We start from the raw sequence: 18371 nt of genomic DNA on the forward strand, positions 1-18371 counted from the left end.
TGAGCTGACAACATGTGCGGCTCTACCCGCGGCCACTTGACCGGCCCACCATCGAAGATGTGACAACGGCAATGACTCAGTACAAGTGGGCAGTGATCGGCGCGGGCCCGGCAGGAATCGCCGCGGTCGGGCGGCTTCTCGACCACGGTGTCGCCGGCGAACACATCGCCTGGCTGGACCCGTATTTCGCGGCCGGTGACCTGGGCCGCAAGTGGCGGCGAGTGCCCAGCAACACACCGGTCAAGACGTTCCTGGAGTACCTGTACGCCTCACCCGCATTCCAGTTCACCGAGGCACCGCTGTTTGCCCTCGCCGAGGCAGATCCGTCGCAGACCTGCGCGCTGGGTCTCGTCGCCGAACCACTGGTGTGGATCAGTGACCGGCTGCGCGAGAGAGTGTCGGCAGTCCGGACCATGGTCACTGATCTGCGTCTGCGCCAACGGCATTGGATCGCAACGACCGGCGTCGGTGAGATCGAGTGCGACAACGTCATTCTCGCGGTCGGCGCCACACCCAAAACGCTTGACCATCCCGGCTTGACGAACATCGCTCTCGATGTCGCACTCGACCCCGACAAGTTGGCGCAACTGCCACTCGACGGCGCCACCGTTGCCGTCTTCGGCTCATCGCACTCGAGCATGGTCGCGCTGCCCAACCTGCTGGAAAGGCCGGTGGCGAAGGTGGTCAACGTCTATCGCAGCCCCCTGCGGTACGCCGTTGAGTTCGACGGGTGGACACTGTTCGACGACATCGGGCTCAAGGGTCACGCCGCGGCGTGGGCGAAAGAGCACATCGACGGCGTCCATCCTGCCCGGCTGCAACGGATACCCCTGCACGACAAGGACTTCAAAGCCGCACTGGACATGTGCGATCACGTCGTCTACACCGTCGGGTTCGAGCGCCGGACACTGCCGCACACCCCGCAATTCGGCAGCTTGGACTACAACCCCACCAACGGGATCATCGCGCCCGGCATGTTCGGGCTCGGCATCGCCTTCCCCGAGCGGCGGGCCGACCCACTCGGATTTGTCCAGCACCGGGTGGGCCTGCGCAAGTTCATGCAATACCTGGATGCGGTGTTGCCGATCTGGCTGGCATACGGAACCTGACCGGAGAATCGGGTCAGGTCAGGTCGTAGAGCAGGCGGTAGTAGGCGATGCGATCCGGGTCGGGCTCAATTCCGTAGGCGCCGTACAGAACGTCGTCGAAGCCCGGGCCGAAGTCCCAGCCGAGGCTCCAGCTGGCCACGGCCAGATCAGCCCAGCGGTCGGCAACCCCGAGCGAGCCCAGGTCTACGTGCGCGGCGAAGGTAGCGTCGTCGTGCAGCAGGGTGTTGGGGACACAGGCATCGCCGTGGCAGACGACCAGTCGATCGACGGCGGGCGGCGCGTCCAGGCGGGCGCGTGCCTCGTCCCGATCCAGGTGCCGGTGCTCGGGAAACCAGTCCGCGGGGCCTTCGCCGGCGGCGATGCGCTCGTCTGCGCGGCGCAGGCGGCGTTCGATACCCCAGTCGAACGGGCATGCGTCGACCGGCAGCGCGTCGTGCAGCAGCCGCAGTCCCCGGCCGATCCCGGCGGCGACGTCGGCGGCCCGCCCGGCCCAGTGCGGGTCGACGGCCGAGCGTCCCGGCACCGCCGCGGTGATCAGCCACGCTCCGTCAGCGTCGGTGCCGTGGTCGAGGACCGGCGGGACTGCCACCCGCGTCTGCGCCCATGTCAAACGTTCGGCCTCGGCGATCAGATCGATCTCCGGCGTGCCCGCGGCGACCCATTTGACGTAGGCCGTCGCCCCATCCGTTCCGTCGAGGCGGAAGGTCAGCCCACCGAGTTCGTTGCGCCACACCGGGGTCAACGTGGCGTCGCCCGCAAGGGCAGTCACCACGTCGGGAACGGCAACCGGCCCAACCGGCGGGCCTGACAGTGATGGGGTGTGCACACCCTGACCTTGCCACAGGCGCATGCCGGGCTGTTTGACAGGCGCGAGCGGCGACGTCGCGACGGATTTGCTTATCGAATCGCTCCCGGCGACGGGGCAGTCATACGCTGGCGTGGACGCCGGCTGACGATGAATTCAGGAGCTCCCATGTCACTGTTCGAGGTAACCGAGCGCGCGCGGCAGTATCAGAGTCAGCTGCTCGAATTCATGGATTCGCATGTCTACCCCGCCGAAGCGGTCTACGACGAGCAGATGCGGGCGGCCGGCGATCCGCATTTTCATCCGCCGGTCTTGGAGGAACTCAAGGCCGAGGCGCGCCGGCGCGGGTTGTGGAACCTGTTCCATCCTCATCCGGATTGGGGCCCGGGCCTGACCAATCTGGAGTACGCGCCGCTGGCCGAGATCATGGGCCGCAGCCACCTTGCTTCCGAAGCGTGCAACTGCAGCGCACCCGACACCGGCAACATGGAAGTGCTGACGCTGTTCGGCACCGACGAGCACAAGGAGCGCTATCTCAAGCCGCTGCTGGACGGCACCATCCGGTCCGCTTTTGCGATGACTGAGCCGCAGGTTGCCAGCTCGGATGCCACCAATGTGGAGATGTCCATGGTCCGCGATGGCGACGACTACGTTCTCAACGGACGAAAATGGTTCGCCTCCAACGGTATGCACCGCAACTGCAAGGTGCTGATCGTCATGGGCAAGACCGATCCGGGCGCCCCGGTGCACCGCCAGCAGTCGATGATGGTGGTGCCCATCGATGCGCCCGGCATCACAGTGATCCGTAACCTGCCGGTCTTCGGTTACCAGGACCGGGAGGGCCACGCCGAGATCGTCTTCAACGACGTCCGGGTGCCGGCATCCGATGTGCTCAAAGGCGAGGGCGAGGGCTTCGCCATCAGCCAGGCGCGCCTGGGACCGGGCCGCATCCACCACTGCATGCGGTCCATCGGCATGGCCGAGCGGGCGCTGGAATTGATGTGCAGGCGGGCGCAGTCGCGGGTCACCTTCGGCAAGCCGCTCAGTGAGAACGCCAACATTCAGGACTGGATCGCCGAGGCCCGTATCGACATCGAGATGATTCGGCTGCTCACACTCAAGGCTGCTCACCTGATGGACACCGTCGGCAACAAGGAAGCCCGCACCGAGATCGCGGCGATCAAGGTGGCTGCGCCCAATATCGCGCTGAAGATCGTCGACCGGGCCATCCAGGTGCACGGGGGCGGTGGTGTCACCGACGACTTCCCGTTGGCGATGGCGTGGGCTCATCTGCGCACACTGCGGCTGGCCGACGGCCCCGACGAGGTGCACAAGCGGGCCATCGCCAAACAGGAACTGCGCAAATACCGGAACGAGGCATCGGCATGAGCGGGCTCGATCTCACCGGACGCACCGCGATCATCACCGGTGCCTCCCGCGGTATCGGTCTGGCTGCGGCACAAGCGATTGCCGCGGCCGGCGGCAACGTCGTCGTGACGTCGCGCCGCCAGGATGCCGCTGACGCCGCGGCAGCCGAGATCGGCGGCAGCGCACTCGGCGTGGCGGCGCACGCCGTCGATGAGCAGGCCGCAGCGCGGTGTATCGACCTGACACTGGAACGATTCGGCAGCATCGACATCCTGGTCAACAACGCAGGCACCAACCCGTCCTTCGGCCCGTTGATCGACCAGGATCACGCCCGGTTCGTCAAAACCTTCGAGGTCAACCTCTGGGCGCCGATCCTGTGGACATCGTTGGCCACCCGGGCCTGGATGGGTGAGCATGGCGGTGCGGTGGTGAACACGGCGTCGATCGGCGGTATGGGATTCGAGCCGAACCTGGGCCTGTACAACGCATCGAAAGCAGCGCTGATCCACCTCACCAAACAGCTCGCGCTGGAGCTCTCGCCCACGGTGCGCGTCAACGCCGTCGCCCCGGGCGTGGTGCGAACCAAGCTGGCCGAAGCGCTGTGGAAAGAGTATGAGGGCCGATTGAATCTGATGACGGCACTGGGACGCATCGGCGAACCGGAGGATGTCGGCGGGGCCATCGCGTTCCTGGTGTCCGACGCGGCGAGCTGGGTGACCGGGGAGACGTTCGTCATCGATGGCGGTCAGCGCCTCGGTGACGCCGCGCCGTTCCGAGGGCAGGGCGGCCACGGTTGAGGTGACCGAGGGGGCGTGGACTCGGCCTGCGGGCTCCTGACGCGACAGGGCGCAGGAGGACCCGCGAAGATGGCGTCATGGGACTTTCCGTGATGCCGAAAGCACACCTGTCCGACGCCGATGTCGCGGACGCGCTACGACGCGCCGTGCGCGTGGCCGACATGGTCCTCGATGTGTTGGCGGAGGCCGACCCGCTCGGGTTGCGACGCCGTAGCCACGACCTCGGTGACAGTGCCGGTACCGGCTGCCCTGACCGGGTGCTCGATCTTGCGGCGCGGCTGCTCGACTGCGCCGATCTGCCGGGCACGCAATCCTGGGACCGTAAGGACCGCAAGGCGCGTATCCACTGGTGGGTCCGGCGAGTGGGTGCCCTCGATACGATCTTCGTCGCATTCCCCGGGGTGTTCGGTGCGCTGGTCAAACGCCTGCCCTTGCAGGACGTGTTCGGGTTCGCCAATCAGACACTCGTCTTGTGCGCCGTCGCGCGCGAGTACGGGATCACCGATGCCCCGACGCAGGTGCGGCTACTCGCTTCGGTGCTGTGTGGGCGAGAGATCGACAAGTCTTGCGCTGCAACGGGTCCGGAGGAATCCTGGCCGGACTTGGCCGACCGGTCGCTGGTCGGAAAGCTGTGGCATCTGGCCGCCATCCTCAACGCCGTCGGCGACGAACTCGGCAAGCGGCCGCACCCGCGCTCGATCTTCCGGTACTTCGGCATGCTGCCGTGGATCGGCGCGGTCGCCGACTATCTCGGCGAGTACGGAGCGTTGGTGCGCGCAGCAGCTGCCGGTGAAACGTGGATCATGGCGCAGGACAGCGAGGTTGACAAGGCAGAGTCGGCACCCGACGCGGGGGAAGCGGTCACCGATCCGATCGCGTGATCAATCGCTGCGCGAGGCGGCGACCCTGTTCGATGGGCAGAACCGACCGCGCGACCTTCGAACCCACCTGGGCGCCGTCGTAGATCAGCTGGACATCGCGGGCGACTTCCACTGGGCGGTCCACGCCGGCCGCCGTGAGCAGTTCAGCGACGGTATCGAGCACCCACCGGCGATGAATCGAGACGGGTTCGAGTTCGGTACCGGGGAATTCGGTGGCCGCATTCGCGTACAGACACCCACGGAAGTCGCGGCTGCGCGCGCCGGTGATCGCCAGGTCGAAGAACGCCAGCACCTTGTCCACCGGATCGGCCAGATCTGCGACCGCTTCCTGATAGCGATTTCGATCACGCAGATCCAAATGTGTCAGGTACGCGATCACCAGCGCTTCCTTGGAGCCGTACGTGCTGTAGAGGCTGGCTTTGGCGACGGCTGCATCACGCAGCAGATGATCGATGCCCACCGCTCGAATGCCTTGGGCGGCAAACAATTTGGTGGCAGACGCCAGGAGCCGCTCAGCGGGCGAGGCGACGGGGTCGGCGGTGCGCGTCGACCGTGGGGTGGTCTGTTTCATCGCGTCCATGGCTGCAGCGTAACGCGGGAACGTCGATAGACAGACCAGTCTGTCTGTGCCACTGTCGGGGCGTGCCGAACACCGACGACGGGAGTTATTCGTGACGCTGTTCCTCTACGAGATCGCCAGCGGATCTGCCGATCCGACCCGAACCAGCCAATTGATCAAGGACGTCGACGCCGAGATCCATCAGGGCGGCGGCGAACTGATCGAAGCGCAGGTGACGCAGGCATCCGGGCGCGTATTCGTCGTTGCCGAGTTCGCCGAGACCGCCGTCAGGCTCGACGCGGACGCACTCGGCGCCGACACGATCGCCGGACCGGACCAGGTTCGCCTGGTCGGCGCTGATCTGGACACGCTCAAGGCCGCTCGCCCCACCGCCGGCTATCTGGTCGAGTGGGACCTTCCTGAGGACCTCGACATGGACTCGTACCTGGCCCGCAAAAAGGCGAATGCGCCCAAATACGCCGAGGTCCCCGAAGTCGACTTCCTGCGTACCTATGTGCGTGAAGACATGGACAAGTGCCTGTGCTTGTACGACGCGGTCGACGAGGATGCAGTCCGCCGGGCGCGGCTGGCCGTCTCCACCCCGATCGACCGGCTGCACGGATTGGCGGCACCCACGCCATGACGGCGGCAGTGGGCCTCCAGGTACCGCTGTCGCGGATATGCGACAACGTCAGCGAGCGCGCCGCAGCGCTCGACGAGCACCGCGCCGACGTGCGGGCGGACCTGGCGCAGATCGGTGCCGCCGGGCTGTTCGACCTCGGCTTCGGGACCGGTGACCTGCCCGACATGGTCACGGTCATCGACGAGATCGCCGCCCACAGCCTGGCTGTGGGTTTCTCGGCGTGGGCTCACCGGATGACGCTGGAGTATCTGCGGCGGGCATCGTATGCCCTGCCGGACAACATCTTCGGACAGCTGCGCAGCGGCCGCCGACCGGGTGTCACGGCCATGGCGGCCGGTCTGCGATATGTCGCAGGCCTGGAGGCGCTGCCCGTCACAGCGCAGCACGACGCAGATGGCCTGCGCGTGACCGGCCCGATCCGCTGGGCTTCCAACGTCTTCGATGACGCGCTGATCGTGCTGCCCGCTGCCGGAGACGCCGGCGAAACCTATGTCGTGGCGGTGGATGTGGCGCAGCCCGGGGTCGCCGTCAACCCCGAGCCGAATCTGATGGCGCTCGGGGCGACCGGGTCGACATCGCTACGCCTGACGGACGTCGCGGTGTCGTCGGATCGCATCCTCAGCACCGATCTGGCGGGGTTCATCGCAGCCGTGCGGCCACCATTCCTGTTGCTGCAGACCGCGTTCTGCGTGGGTGTGACGCGGGCCGCGGTATCGGCCGCCGAACAGGTCACGGGCGGTCTCGCCGGCGAGTTCGCCGATCAGCTGACCGGCATTGCCGAGCGTAGCCGGGCGCTGCGCGACGATCTGTATGCGCGGGCGGTCGATCCGTCCGCAGTACCCGTCCCTGACCTCATCCGGCTACGCCTGCTGACCGCGCAATTGGCAATCGAGGCAACCCGGCTGGAGTGCACGCTGACCGGCGGTGCCGCATATGCCTTGGGCAGTCCCGCGAACCGACGATTTCGCGAGGCTGCCTTCCTGCCCGTGCAATCTCCATCGGAAGGACAACTCAGGTGGGAACTGAAGCAGTACGGGTGACGGCCGGCCACAAGGCTTTCGGTGCCAGCGCCGCGCTGCAGGACATCGATCTGTCGATCGACGACGGGGAGTTCCTGGCCGTGCTCGGTCGCAGCGGCAGCGGCAAATCCACCCTGCTGCGTGTGCTGGCCGGCTTGGAAGAGCTTACCACCGGAAGCGTGGAATGGGTCGGCGACGGGAATCGTCCTCGCACCGGCGTCGTCTTCCAACAGGCATTGCTGATGCCCTGGCTCACCGTGGCGGCCAATGTCGGCTTCGCCAAACGGTTCTCAGCACACCGGGATGGATTCGACCAGGCCTACGCCGATCAGCTCATGGAGCGGTTCGGGCTCGGCGCTCTTGCCGACCGCTACCCCGACCAACTGTCGGGAGGGCAGGCGCAGCGGGTGGCGATCTTGCGTGCCGCCGCCACCCGGCCGCGGCTGCTGCTACTGGACGAGCCCTTCAGCGCGCTGGATCCGGCGACCAGGGCCGATCTGCGAGGCTGGCTTGCTGATCTTGTGAAGCAGTTGTCGGTCACCGTCGTCCTGGTTACCCACGATGTCGACGAAGCGCTGGAGCTCGCCGACCGCATCGTGCTGCTCGGGCAAGACGGTCGCATCGGTACCCAATGGGTGGTCGACCGCGACTCTGCCGTGTCGGGGCAATTGCGCAGCGCCATCCTCGGGCAGTACCGACTGGTGGGGAGCGAATCGTCGTGACCGGGCACGGCTGGTCCCGCCGGCACGTTCTGTTGGGCGCGACCGCCCTCGCCGCCGCCGGCGGCGGACTGTTCGGTGTCGCTGACCTAGCTCACAGCGCCACAACGGATTCCGCGGACCGGGGCCACGGACTACGGGTCGGTTACCTGCCGATCACCGATGCCGCGCCGCTGCTGATCGCGCATAGCGCCGGACGCTATCCCAGCGGAGCCGGCCGACCTGTGCTGTTCCGCAGCTGGGCCGCGCTGGCCGAGGCGTTCCTGAACCGTCAGATCGATGTCGCGCACCTCCTCATGCCGATGGCGGTGCAACTGCGGTACGCGCTCGGCAGCGGCATCAGGGTGCTGGGCTGGAATCACACCAACGGCTCGGCGCTCACCGTCGCGCCGCACATCGAGGACCTCACGGATCTGGCAGGCATGCAGGTCGCGATTCCGTTCTGGTGGTCGATCCACAACATCGTCGTGCAGCAGTTGCTGCGCGCGCACGATCTGAAGCCGGTCGTGCGGCGCCGCGCGTCCCGGTCGCAGCGCACTGTCGAGCTCATCGTGATGAGCCCTTCAGACATGGTGCCGGCGTTGGCCAATCGCTCGATCGGTGCCTACACGGTGGCCGATCCGTTCAACGCCGTCGCGCAGATCAAGGGCATCGGGCGGATTCACGCCTTCCTCGGAGACGTGTGGCGGGATCATGCGTGCTGTGCGCTGGTCACCCGCGACGACGTGATCGCCGCGCAGCCGGCCGCTGTCCAGGCCCTGGCCGACGCCGTTGCCGGCGCCCAGCTGCGGATCGCCGCCGACCGCGGTGCGGCGGCGGCGACGCTGGCAGCGGAGTACTATCTGCCGCAACCAAAACCGGCTCTGCAGCTGGCGTTGACGTATCCGACTCCGCCGTATGCGCTGCGGCATCCGCAATGGCGGCCGCAGCAGATCGGGTTCCGGCCGTTCCCGTATTCGGGTTTCACCGAGCGTCTGGTCGAAGCGATGGGGGAGACCGTGGTCGACGGTGATCGCCGATTCCTGGACCACATCGACCCCTCCGGCGTCCACGCCGAGCTTGTCGACGACACGTTCATCCGAAATGCCATGACATCGTATGGCGGACCGCGGGTGTTCGGTCTCGACGCCGGCCTCACCCGAATCGAAGAGGTTCAACCACTGTGACGACATCTGCCGAGCCCCGGTCCGCTGAGCGTGTTCTGATGCATCGACTGCTTCCGCCCGCCGTCGCCATCGTCGTGATGGTCAGCCTCTGGTGGTTGGCCACGACGACGGCCGCCGGCGCGCACTCCCTGCTTCGCCAGACCGCACCGCAGCACGTGATTCCCGCTCTCATCGGGCTGTTGGATCGCGGCGTGCTCGTGCCAGACGCCGCGATCAGCTTGTGGCGCTTGATCATCGGGCTGTGTGTCGCGGCGCTCGTCGGGATCCCGGCTGGTCTTCTCATCGGGACGAGCACTGTCGCCGAGCGGGCGACGCGTCCCGTCGTGCAGTTCCTGCGAATGATCTCCCCGCTGTCGTGGACGCCGATCGCGGTGGCATTGTTCGGGATCGGCAGTCAGCCGGTGATTTTTCTGATCTCCGCCGCCGCGGTATGGCCAATCCTCATGAACACCGCCGCGGGTGTGCACGCCATCGAACCAGGGTTTCTGAACGTGGCGCGCAGTTTTCACGCCACCCGCACCGAGACACTGGTCGCTGTCGTGCTGCCTGCCATTCGCGGACATATCCAGACCGGGCTGCGCGTCGCGCTCGGGGTGGCTTGGGTGGTCCTGGTGCCCGCCGAAATGCTCGGCGTCCGTTCCGGATTGGGTTACGAGGTGCTCAATGCCCGCGACCAGCTGGCTTATGACCAGGTGGTCGCGGTCATCGTCGTCATCGGAATTCTCGGGTTCGCCCTGGATCTCGCGGCTCGGTGGTTGTTGACGCCGCGCCGCGGGCGTCCGGTTACGGCGTGATCAGCGTCCCAGCGTCTGAGGCGGCCTTCTGCAGTTCCGGAATGGTCATGTCGCCGTAGCCGCTTTCGACCGGACCCATCGTGGCTCCCAGCCACGGCACCACACCCGGGTCCGGGGTGACACCCAGGTTGTAGGCCTGCATGCCAGGCAGGTGATGCTCGAGGAAGTTGCCCAGGATGTCCACCACGAAGACGACGTCGCCGATTGGGTTGGCGCCCCACAACGATGAGGCATTGACCAGCGGGGTGGTCGCCGTGGGGTCACCGATCATCACGATCGAGCCATAGTGCGGTTTGGTTCCCCCGCCCGGCACGTACGGCGGCACGAACGGTTGCAGCGCAGGCAGATCCGTCGCGAAGTACGCGGCGGTGTCACCATAGGTCTCGACATTGACGAACCCGGAGTTGGCGCCGTTGCCCGGCACAGTGGTGTTGATGCCGGGGCTTTCGAACCCGATGCCACCCACGCCGGTCTGCTGCGCGACGTATTCAGCCTCCCAGCCGCCCAGCGAGTGGCCGGTGACGAAGATGTCGTCCTGGCTGTAGCCCTGTTTGGCCGCCTCGGCCGCAACCTGCTGTTCAAAGGCCAGGGAGTCGGTGAAGGCCTGCGGAGTCGTGTTGGTGAATATCACCTGGGCGTCGGTAGCGATCTGCGAGATCGCTATTACCGGGTTCGCCAACAGGTTTGTGCCGCCGGTGGTGCCCTGATACGCGACGATGATCTGGCCCTGGGGTGTCACCCAGGCCTTCGCGGATTCGCCCGACAGGGTGTTGGTCGACTGCATCTGCTTGCCATCCACCGTGAACGGCTTCAAGTCGCCCGGCGTGCCGCCGAGCACGTACTCGGCGGCCGCGGCGTTCAGGAACTGTGACACCGTCGGAGTCTTGCCCGTTGCCGGGCCCGTGTACGTCAGGGGTGGCGGCGTCGGTTGCGCGGCCGGTGTCTTGTCCAATCCCAACGTCGCTTCGACGCGCCGGAAGGCCGCGAACAACGCCTCATCGACCGGCTGGAAATTGAGGGGGCTCTTCGGACCGTTGGCAGAGACCGTGATGTCCAGCGCTTGCAGCACCGAGTTGATCACGCGGCCCGGCAACTCGGCCAGCTTGGCGATAGGGGACAGCGGTTGCGGCGGCGTCGGGGTGCTGGGGGTCGGGGTGCTCGGCGCCTCGACCGGCGAGGTGGCCGCGGCGAGCTTCGCCGTCAGGGGGATCGCCGGAGTCTTCAGATCGGGCTTGAGCGCGGCAATGGTGTCGGCGTGCTGCGGCTCGGGTGCCTGCGGCTTGGTGGTTCTGCCGGTGAGCGAAGTGGCCGCCGTCGTCAGTTGCTTCACGGCCGAGCGCACGCGAGTGGGCGCCGCCTGCTTGACGTGTGACTTTCCCACTGAGGTGTCGGTGGGCGAGTCTTGCCGCAGCGCTGTCGGCTTCTGCTGTTGTGCCGAATCCTGTTGTGGTTTATCGCTATTTGAGTCGTTGGTGACCGGCCTTGTGGGCTTCGTATCGGTGCCCGACGCCGCGGCGCCACCGGTGGGTCCCCTGTCTCGGGTGTCGTCCCGGGTCTTCGTCGTGGTCGAGGACCGGTCCGGTCTGGTGCCGTGCCTTTGCGGGGCCTGTTTGGGGCCATGGTCGGTGGTGGCACTCGCATGGCTCGACGTGGTTCCGGACGAATCGGACGTGCCGGGGTCCGCCCACGCCACAGCGTGTCCACTCGCCCCGGCGATGCCGATGCCGACCGCTACGACGGCCAGCCCATAGCGCGGTGGTAAGCGTCTGGCACTTTTCGGGCAGCGCGAATCATGCACCATAATTGATGTCCCCCTTGACATTTCACGGTGGTGTCCGCATCTGCCGATGGCATGAGTGCCAGCCGCCCCGAACACACGCCGGCTCAATATATGACATCAGGTGATGTCATTCCGGGCTTTTGGTGGATAAGGACGATGCGCGCAATTCTGTGCAGTTGCCGCAAGGTCACTGATCCCAACCTGTGAGCGGAATTATTCGCAATGCGTTCCGAACTTGGGCTGTGCTTCTATACCGTTGAACTGCGGGCTTATGTTCTGGAAACAACGCGGCGACAACTGGATTCCCAAATCAACATCGTGGTGGGGGAGTTAGATGGCCAAGCATTCGACTTCCGATGCGTCGGTTGGCTACCTGTCGGTGGAGGATCTCATCGCGCGTGCGGGTGATGACGCCGAAAAGATCGCTCCGATCCTCAGGGATACCGATTCTCCGTCCGTCGAGGCGTACGTTGCTTCCGACATTCCGTACTCGTCGTACGTGGTGACCACGAGCGCCGACCTGGCGGAGGTCGACCGCTGGCTCAAATTTCCCTCAGAGGTCGCCGGCAAGAACGCTCTTGTCGATACGACGACAATCGTCACGTTGGCCAGCCTCTTGACGGCCGGAGACCGACTGACACCGCTCACATTGTGGGACTTGTCTCGTGCTGTGAATGCACTGGTCTGCTACGACCACCTGTTTCATTTCGCCAACCCGGATATCGACGATGCCGACATCAATGGTGCGCTCGGTGAGACCGTCTTCTGCTCGATCCCGTTGCCCGACATCGGACAGGAGTATGACCCCCGAGGCGTTCGGGGACTGTTCCGAACCGCGTGGGCAGACACCGACACCTTGATGAACCGACTCTCGGACAACGCCGGCCGTGCCACCATCGAGGGCAGGAGTCTGGAGGAGTTTGCCTGGCAGTGGTCGATGTTCCTGGGACAAAAGCTGTCTGTAGAAGATGTGAGCAACCGCCGCGACCCCAGCGATTACGAGTGGTCGACGGCCGGGCCGGCGCTGCTGGCCCAGCTTTGGTACCAATCAGGGCTCACTCCACGGAATTTGGAAGATCAAGTGGCCTATGGCGAAGCGGTCACGTCCCTCGACAGTGCCGACGTCACCAAGTCCAGTCGCGAACGTCTACACGGCATGATCACCGAATGCAATTACCGTAGCTACGTCAACGAGCGCTTGGCCCAACATCTGGGGCTTCCATACGTCGCGAACACCGCACGGCTGCCGTTCAGGTCGATGTACTACGACCTTCCGCTCGCGGTTACCAACGCGCTGCCGTCGGTGTTGGCGGCAGACAAGACTTACGTCCAACGCGCCGCGCACGCCGACCTGTTGCGCGGTGATCCGCTCGTCCTCCCGGTGTTCTTGGCCCTGGCTCTCAACAATGCGAATACACCTGCCGACCTGTGGGCTGCGATTGCCGAACTCAGAGCCAAAGCTGCTCGGTTCAGAGAGCGCCGTGCCGAGCTGGATCGAGCGCTCGACGTCGGCAACGAGAAAGAGCTGAAGAACATCCGAGACGCCCTGGGGACTGACGCCAAAACGCTGACGGAAGCATTGGCAGAAGCCGGGGCGGCCGCAGGGAAAGCCGCTGTCACGTCCGTCGGAACGCATCCGAAAGCGCATCTGTCGGGACAGGCGGCACCGTGGTTGGTGACTGCCTTGTCAGCGGTGATAGCCGGCGCGCGCAAGCTCATTCCAAAAGAGACCGCGCAGCGGCTGATATGGAGTCGATGCCGCCCCGACTTGCGTTTCCTTTCTGATATCACGGCCGACAGCCGCGGAGTAATAGACTCGCTTCCCAACGTTCAGCGGTTGTGGGGTTTGAGCGGTGCCACGGCCGACGAGTTCGCTAAACGTATCGACGGCATCCGTACTGCAGGATCGGCGAAGAAGCCGGGCAAGCAGAAAGCACGCGCGAAGAAGACGGCTTCGAAGAAGGTGTCTTGATCGAGCAGCGCGCGTGGCTCCGGCGGGCTACCGAATCGCCAACCCCGTCAGTGCGCGTGAGATGACCAGGCGCTGAATCTCGCTGGTGCCCTCGAAGATCGTGAAGATCTTGGCGTCGCGGTGCATGCGCTCCACCGGGTAGTCGCGGGTGTAGCCGTTGCCGCCCAGGATCTGGATGGCCTCGTCGGTGACGTAGACGGCGGTTTCGCTGGCGACCAGCTTCGCCATCGAGCCCTCGGCGTTGTCGAAGCTCTGATTGTTGCGGGCCATCCAGCCGGCCCGCCAGACCAGGAGCCGGGCGGCGTCGATGCGGCTCTTCATGTCGGCGAGCTTGAACGCCACGGCCTGGAACTCGCCGATCTTGCGGCCGAATTGTTCACGCTGGCAGGCATATTCGAGCGCGTACTCATAGGCCGCGCGGGCCACGCCGACCGCCATGGCGCCCACGGTGGGCCGGGTACGTTCGAAGGTCTTCATGGCAGCCTGGCCGCCTGCGGACGCACCGGACTTCACGCGTGCCACGCGCTCCTCGAACTTTTCGCGGCCGCCGAGGATGAGATCTTCAGGAAGTCGCACGTTGTCGAGCACCACCTCGGCGGTGTGCGATGCGCGAATGCCGTGCTTCTTGAACTTTTGCCCCTGGGCGAGACCGTGGGTGTCGGGCGGGATGATGAACGTCGCTTGGCCGCGTGACCCCAGCTCGGGGTACACCGAGGCCACCACGATGTGCACGTTGGCGATGCCGCCGTTGGTCGCCCACGTCTTGGTTCCGTTGAGCACCCACTCCCGGGTGGCTTCATCGAACCGGGCGCGGGTGCGGATGGCGCCCACGTCTGAGCCGGCGTCTGGTTCGGAGGAACAGAACGCTCCCAGCTGCGGTTCGCCGGGTGTGCCGAACATCGCCGGCAGCCACTGGCCGACTTGCTCAGGAGTTCCGTTGCCCGCCAACGCCGCTGCCGCCAGGCCGGTGCCCAAGATCGACAGTGCGATACCCGCGTCACCCCAGAACAGCTCCTCGAACACCGTGATGAAACCCAACCCGCTCGGTTCGGCGGCCTGGGTTCCGAAGAACTCAGGGGAGTACAGGCCGACCTTGGCGGCCTCCTGGATGATCGGCCATGGTGTCTCCTCGCGTTCGTCCCATTCGGACGCGGCGGGGCGTACGACCTCGGTGGCGAACTGGTGCACCCAGTCGCGGACCGCGATCACGTCGTCGCTGAGCTGCAGTGAGAAGGTCATGTGTGACTCCTGAAAAGCTATGTGGTTAGTGGTCTTTGGGAACGGAATACTGCTTGAGCATGCTGACGGTCTGCGCCACCCAGGCCTCGAAGTAGCGGTCGTCGTCGATGTTGCCCGGCGTGCGGCGGGTGAGTGCCCGCAGTGTGGCGTGATAGGACAACGCCCCGATGGCCACCGCCGCGGCCGCGGCGGGGTCTGGTATCCGGGTGCGACCTGCGCGATTGGATGCCTCCAGTTCGTCGGCGAACCGCTGGTAGGCGTTGTCGGTGATGGTCTGCCAGGTGTGCTCGTCGAGGTCGCCGAGCTCATCGGGTTCACGAAGCATGACCCGAAGCAGATCCTCGCTTTCGGCGAGGTTGTTCCAGATGAGTTGTCCTGCGGTGCGCACCGCGGCCTCGGTGCTTTTGGGTTCGCCCGAGTCGAATTGGTCACGGGCCGTGACGATGTTGTCGATGCGGTGCCCGACCGCCGCCTCCAGCAGAGCGCGTTTGGACGAGAAGTGTTTGTAGAGCGCGCCGGACCCAGGTGCCAGCCCGGCCGCCTGTTGGATATCGGCCACCGACGTCGCCGCGTAGCCCTTGGCGGCGAACAGTTCCAGCGCGATGGCCAAGAGCTGATCGCGCGTCGATGCGGACATGGTGAGAGAGTACTCACTCACTGAAGTCGTCGGCAAATCCGTTGAGGCTGCGGTCGCGCGCGATGAACGAAGGGCGCGCCGAGACGGCGCCGGCGGGCGGCGAACTGCACCGATTGCCCTCCGCGGAAAGCAGGAATAACCTGCGGTTATGGCGATCGACCCGGCGACAACAGCTGTCGTGCTCATCGAGTTTCAAAACGATTTCACGTCGGAGGGCGGCGCCTTGCACGGCGCCGTGGCCGAGGTGATGCAGGCCACGAAGATGCTGGCCAACATGAGGGAAGTGGTCGACAGTGCACGGGCCGCCGGAGCGACCGTGATGCACGCGCCGATCACATTCGCGGAAGGATATGGCGAGATCTCAGCTCATCCATACGGGATCTTGAAGGGCGTCGTGGACGGCCGAGCGTTCATCAAGGGCTCGTGGGGAGCCGAGATCGTCGATGAACTGGCGCCGATGCCCGGCGATATCTTGATCGAGGGCAAACGTGGTCTCGACGCCTTCGCCAGCACCAATCTCGACTTCATACTGCGCAGCAAGGGAATCAGCACGCTTGCGCTGGGCGGATTCCTCACCAACTGCTGCGTCGAGTCAACCATGCGCACCGGTTATGAGAACGGCTACCAGGTGGTCACCCTGAGTGACTGCGTCGCAGCCACCTCCATGGCTGAACACGAGAATGCGCTGACGTACGACTACCCGATGTTCTCCCGTCCCATGACGGCCAGTGAGTTCGTAGCCGAACTGACGGCGTAGCGCGATTGGGTGCAGAAACCGGAGCGTCCGTCGAAACCTTCGAAATAGCGCTGACTTTCGCGTGACCCGCGGCAACGGGCCGACCGATGGTGCCTCTTCAGCCGGTCCGGCGTCCCGTCATTCGTCGCGTGGTGAGGTGAGCGCCTTGATGGCTGCGGTCGACATCGTCTTGACGATGGACTCCTGGTCCAGGCCCTTGTTGAGGGTCGCGACGGAATTGAGCATCGAAAACACCGTATGTGTGAGCAGCCGAACCTCTGGTTCGGACAAGTACAAGGATCCACGTGGTGGCCCACGAGGCCGACGACCTCTACCGCGTAGCGGGCCGCATACTCGACATCGACGGCGTCGAGCAGACCACCACATCTCTGGTCATGCGCAAGCTCGTCGACTTCAGGCTGGCACCGCTTCTGGAGAAGCTGGCTGAGGAATAGCCGCTACTTCGCGCAGCCTGGCTCAGTTGCTCTGTACTACCGCGCGCCCGCCGGCGTGAGCCAGGCCGCGATGTTGCGGACGTAGTCCTTGAAGATCTCGATCCGGGACGAATCGAATTTGACCTGATTCCCGGGCGCTTCGGTGACGAAAGTGGGCGCGCCGCAGTTGATGTCCCAGTTGTAGTCGGCGAAGTGGTGAAACGTCGACTCCGCCAGGGCCCGTCCGAGTGGTCGGCCGTCCGGGGCGCGCTCGCCGTCAATCAGGACCGCCAAGTTGAAGCGCCGACCGGTGGACGTGCTGCGGCCCTGGGCAAGTACCTGGGTATGGGGACCGGCCACCGCCACCAGACCCTCGTGCGGATGGGCTGGGAACCACTCGATGCGACCGCTCGCGGTCCGCGCGGTCCGTAGCAGCTCATGTACCGGCCCGTCGGCGAACACCGGCTGGTAGTCGCCGTTGGCTCCGGAGTGGTAATTGGGCCAGGAGATGTCGGGGTTGTCCTGGTCGTCGCACATGGTGGCGGGGTCGACGGCCGCGTCGTGGAACTGATTGACCGTGCCCAGGGAACCGAGCCCCCGCAGACAGCTGCCCAACTGCTGATGGTCGCGCGCGGTGAGCACCCCGCCGCCCTGAGCACGAAACCGGCCGACCGCGGCACACTCGGCCTCGGTGAGCCCGTCGCCCACGTCGACCGCCAGTAGCCAGAGTTGATCGAAGTCACCCACGTCGAGGTGGCACAGCACGGGGTCGTCGTCGTGGCAGGCCCGGTTGCGTGCCACCACGTCGTGGCCCGCCGCGCGCAATTCGGCAGCCAGCAGGGAAAAGCGGCTGATGTCCCAGTCGTCACGACTCGCCGGAATCGTGGTCTGCAGCAGGATGTTCGACACGGCTTCGTTCCCTCGATCGTCAGATGGCGGTTCCGCCGCCGTCGGCGTGCAGCGTGGAGCCGGTGATGAAACTGGACCGTGGCGATGCCAGGAACAGCACCGCCTCGGCGATCTCCTCAGGGCGCGCGGTGCGTCCCAGCGGCAGCGAACGGCCGAGTTCCTCGTTGGTGTCGCCCCATTCCGCCTCGACGCCTTCGGTTTTGGTGGGTCCGGGAGCGACGCTGTTGACCCGGACACCGTACGGGCCGAACTCGGCGGCCCACGTGCGGGTCAGGGATTCCAGTGCCGCCTTCGACGCGCTGTAGGCCGATGCGCCGGGGACGCCTTTCATGGCGACCATGGTGGTCACGTTGACGATGCTGCCGCTGCCTCGTTCGAGCATGCCGGGTACCAGGCCGGCTGCCAGGAAATACGAGCCGCGAACATTGGTATGGAAGGTCTTTTCAAAGGCCGCAACGCCCTGGTCGACGGTCAACGCAGCAGGGAAGCTCGCGGCGTTGTTCACCACGATGTCGACCTTGTCGACTTGCCGCACCAGGTCATTCACCGAATCGATGTCAGACATATCGGTCCGGACGAACCGCGTTCCCGCCCCGATGCTGTTGGCGGCAGCCGCGCCGCGAACCGGGTCGCGTCCCGTGATCACCACCGCCGCGCCTGAGCGGGCCAGCAGACGGGCCGACGCCAGCCCGATTCCCGCGGTTCCGCCCGTGACCAGTGCCGTGTGTTGCGTCAATTCCATACAGCCAAGCCTGTCCGGGCTACGTCGAATGCGGACCCTTGACATCCCGTAGTCGGGGCCCG

18 protein-coding genes and 1 pseudogene are annotated in these 18371 nt (G+C 65.6%); 12 read left to right on the forward strand and 7 right to left on the reverse strand.

Features of this window, described 5'->3' with window-relative positions; all coding sequences use genetic code 11:
- The first annotated feature begins 71 nt into the window (after positions 1–71).
- Positions 72–1109: an FAD-dependent oxidoreductase gene (locus RMCB_RS16630; protein ID WP_084388515.1), complete on the forward strand. Its 1038-nt coding sequence runs from the start codon at positions 72–74 to the stop codon at positions 1107–1109.
- Between the two features lie 13 nt (positions 1110–1122).
- Here RMCB_RS16630 and RMCB_RS16635 read toward each other — a convergent pair whose 3' ends face one another.
- On the reverse strand, positions 1123–1881 hold the full coding sequence (locus tag RMCB_RS16635) for an aminoglycoside 3'-phosphotransferase (RefSeq protein ID WP_407662127.1): 759 nt from the start codon (positions 1879–1881) through the stop codon (positions 1123–1125).
- Positions 1882–2082: 201 nt separating this feature from the next.
- On the opposite strand from RMCB_RS16635, the gene RMCB_RS16640 reads away from it, so the two are divergent.
- The 3 genes from RMCB_RS16640 to RMCB_RS16650 all read left to right on the forward strand — a co-directional run bounded on the left by RMCB_RS16640 (position 2083) and on the right by RMCB_RS16650 (position 4960).
- On the forward strand, positions 2083–3303 hold the full coding sequence (locus RMCB_RS16640; protein WP_062829655.1) for an acyl-CoA dehydrogenase family protein: 1221 nt from the start codon (positions 2083–2085) through the stop codon (positions 3301–3303).
- Positions 3300–4079, forward strand: a complete 780-nt coding sequence (locus tag RMCB_RS16645; RefSeq protein WP_062829656.1) for an SDR family oxidoreductase — start codon at positions 3300–3302, stop codon at positions 4077–4079. Before RMCB_RS16640 ends, RMCB_RS16645 begins: the two co-directional genes overlap by 4 nt.
- Before the next feature lie 77 nt (positions 4080–4156).
- The gene (locus RMCB_RS16650; protein WP_063979629.1) at positions 4157–4960 is read left to right on the forward strand and encodes a hypothetical protein; all 804 of its coding nucleotides are present in this window, start codon (positions 4157–4159) and stop codon (positions 4958–4960) included.
- On the opposite strand, the gene RMCB_RS16655 is transcribed toward RMCB_RS16650, so the two are convergent.
- A complete protein-coding gene (locus tag RMCB_RS16655; RefSeq protein WP_109784317.1) occupies positions 4941–5540 on the reverse strand; it encodes a TetR/AcrR family transcriptional regulator in 600 nt (199 codons plus the stop codon). The two genes, RMCB_RS16650 and RMCB_RS16655, sit on opposite strands and share 20 nt — an antisense overlap.
- A 91-nt stretch (positions 5541–5631) precedes the next feature.
- Here RMCB_RS16655 and RMCB_RS16660 point away from each other — a divergent pair, with 91 nt between their 5' ends.
- The 5 genes from RMCB_RS16660 to RMCB_RS16680 are packed head-to-tail and all read left to right on the forward strand — an operon-like array spanning position 5632 to position 9860.
- On the forward strand, positions 5632–6162 hold the full coding sequence (locus RMCB_RS16660) for a DUF4242 domain-containing protein (RefSeq protein WP_062829657.1): 531 nt from the start codon (positions 5632–5634) through the stop codon (positions 6160–6162).
- Positions 6159–7202: an acyl-CoA dehydrogenase family protein gene (locus tag RMCB_RS16665; protein ID WP_062829658.1), complete on the forward strand. Its 1044-nt coding sequence runs from the start codon at positions 6159–6161 to the stop codon at positions 7200–7202. Before RMCB_RS16660 ends, RMCB_RS16665 begins: the two co-directional genes overlap by 4 nt.
- Positions 7178–7903, forward strand: a complete 726-nt coding sequence (locus RMCB_RS16670) for an ABC transporter ATP-binding protein (protein ID WP_062829794.1) — start codon at positions 7178–7180, stop codon at positions 7901–7903. Before RMCB_RS16665 ends, RMCB_RS16670 begins: the two co-directional genes overlap by 25 nt.
- Entirely contained in the window at positions 7900–9066 is a 1167-nt protein-coding gene (locus tag RMCB_RS16675) for an ABC transporter substrate-binding protein (protein ID WP_062829659.1), read from the forward strand. Before RMCB_RS16670 ends, RMCB_RS16675 begins: the two co-directional genes overlap by 4 nt.
- Before the next feature lie 38 nt (positions 9067–9104).
- Positions 9105–9860 carry an ABC transporter permease gene (locus RMCB_RS16680; RefSeq protein WP_062829795.1) on the forward strand — a complete coding sequence of 252 codons (756 nt, stop codon included), beginning with the start codon at positions 9105–9107 and terminating at the stop codon, positions 9858–9860.
- Here RMCB_RS16680 and RMCB_RS16685 read toward each other — a convergent pair.
- Entirely contained in the window at positions 9850–11682 is a 1833-nt protein-coding gene (locus tag RMCB_RS16685) for a hypothetical protein (protein ID WP_456152462.1), read from the reverse strand. The genes RMCB_RS16680 and RMCB_RS16685 overlap by 11 nt on opposite strands.
- 292 nt (positions 11683–11974) lie before the next feature.
- Between RMCB_RS16685 and RMCB_RS16690 the strand changes: the two genes are divergently transcribed.
- The gene (locus tag RMCB_RS16690; RefSeq protein WP_062829661.1) at positions 11975–13612 is read left to right on the forward strand and encodes a hypothetical protein; all 1638 of its coding nucleotides are present in this window, start codon (positions 11975–11977) and stop codon (positions 13610–13612) included.
- Positions 13613–13639: 27 nt separating this feature from the next.
- Here RMCB_RS16690 and RMCB_RS16695 read toward each other — a convergent pair whose 3' ends face one another.
- On the reverse strand, positions 13640–14851 hold the full coding sequence (locus tag RMCB_RS16695) for an acyl-CoA dehydrogenase family protein (protein WP_029368633.1): 1212 nt from the start codon (positions 14849–14851) through the stop codon (positions 13640–13642).
- 25 nt (positions 14852–14876) lie between these two features.
- Positions 14877–15488: a TetR/AcrR family transcriptional regulator gene (locus RMCB_RS16700; protein ID WP_062829662.1), complete on the reverse strand. Its 612-nt coding sequence runs from the start codon at positions 15486–15488 to the stop codon at positions 14877–14879.
- Between the two features lie 148 nt (positions 15489–15636).
- Between RMCB_RS16700 and RMCB_RS16705 the strand changes: the two genes are divergently transcribed.
- Both RMCB_RS16705 and RMCB_RS16715 read left to right on the forward strand, forming a co-directional pair.
- Positions 15637–16245, forward strand: a complete 609-nt coding sequence (locus RMCB_RS16705) for a cysteine hydrolase family protein (RefSeq protein WP_062829663.1) — start codon at positions 15637–15639, stop codon at positions 16243–16245.
- A 278-nt stretch (positions 16246–16523) separates the two neighbouring features.
- Positions 16524–16679: pseudogene (locus RMCB_RS16715) on the forward strand (Lrp/AsnC family transcriptional regulator); the annotation flags it as partial.
- A gap of 36 nt (positions 16680–16715) precedes the next feature.
- Here the strand turns inward: RMCB_RS16715 and RMCB_RS16720 are convergent.
- Positions 16716–17567: a hypothetical protein gene (locus tag RMCB_RS16720; RefSeq protein ID WP_062829664.1), complete on the reverse strand. Its 852-nt coding sequence runs from the start codon at positions 17565–17567 to the stop codon at positions 16716–16718.
- A gap of 19 nt (positions 17568–17586) precedes the next feature.
- A complete protein-coding gene (locus RMCB_RS16725; RefSeq protein WP_062829665.1) occupies positions 17587–18309 on the reverse strand; it encodes an SDR family NAD(P)-dependent oxidoreductase in 723 nt (240 codons plus the stop codon).
- Positions 18310–18371: the final 62 nt, after the last annotated feature.

Origin of the sequence: Mycolicibacterium brisbanense (assembly GCF_001570425.1) — a bacterium.
In the GTDB taxonomy this organism is placed as follows: domain Bacteria; phylum Actinomycetota; class Actinomycetes; order Mycobacteriales; family Mycobacteriaceae; genus Mycobacterium; species Mycobacterium brisbanense.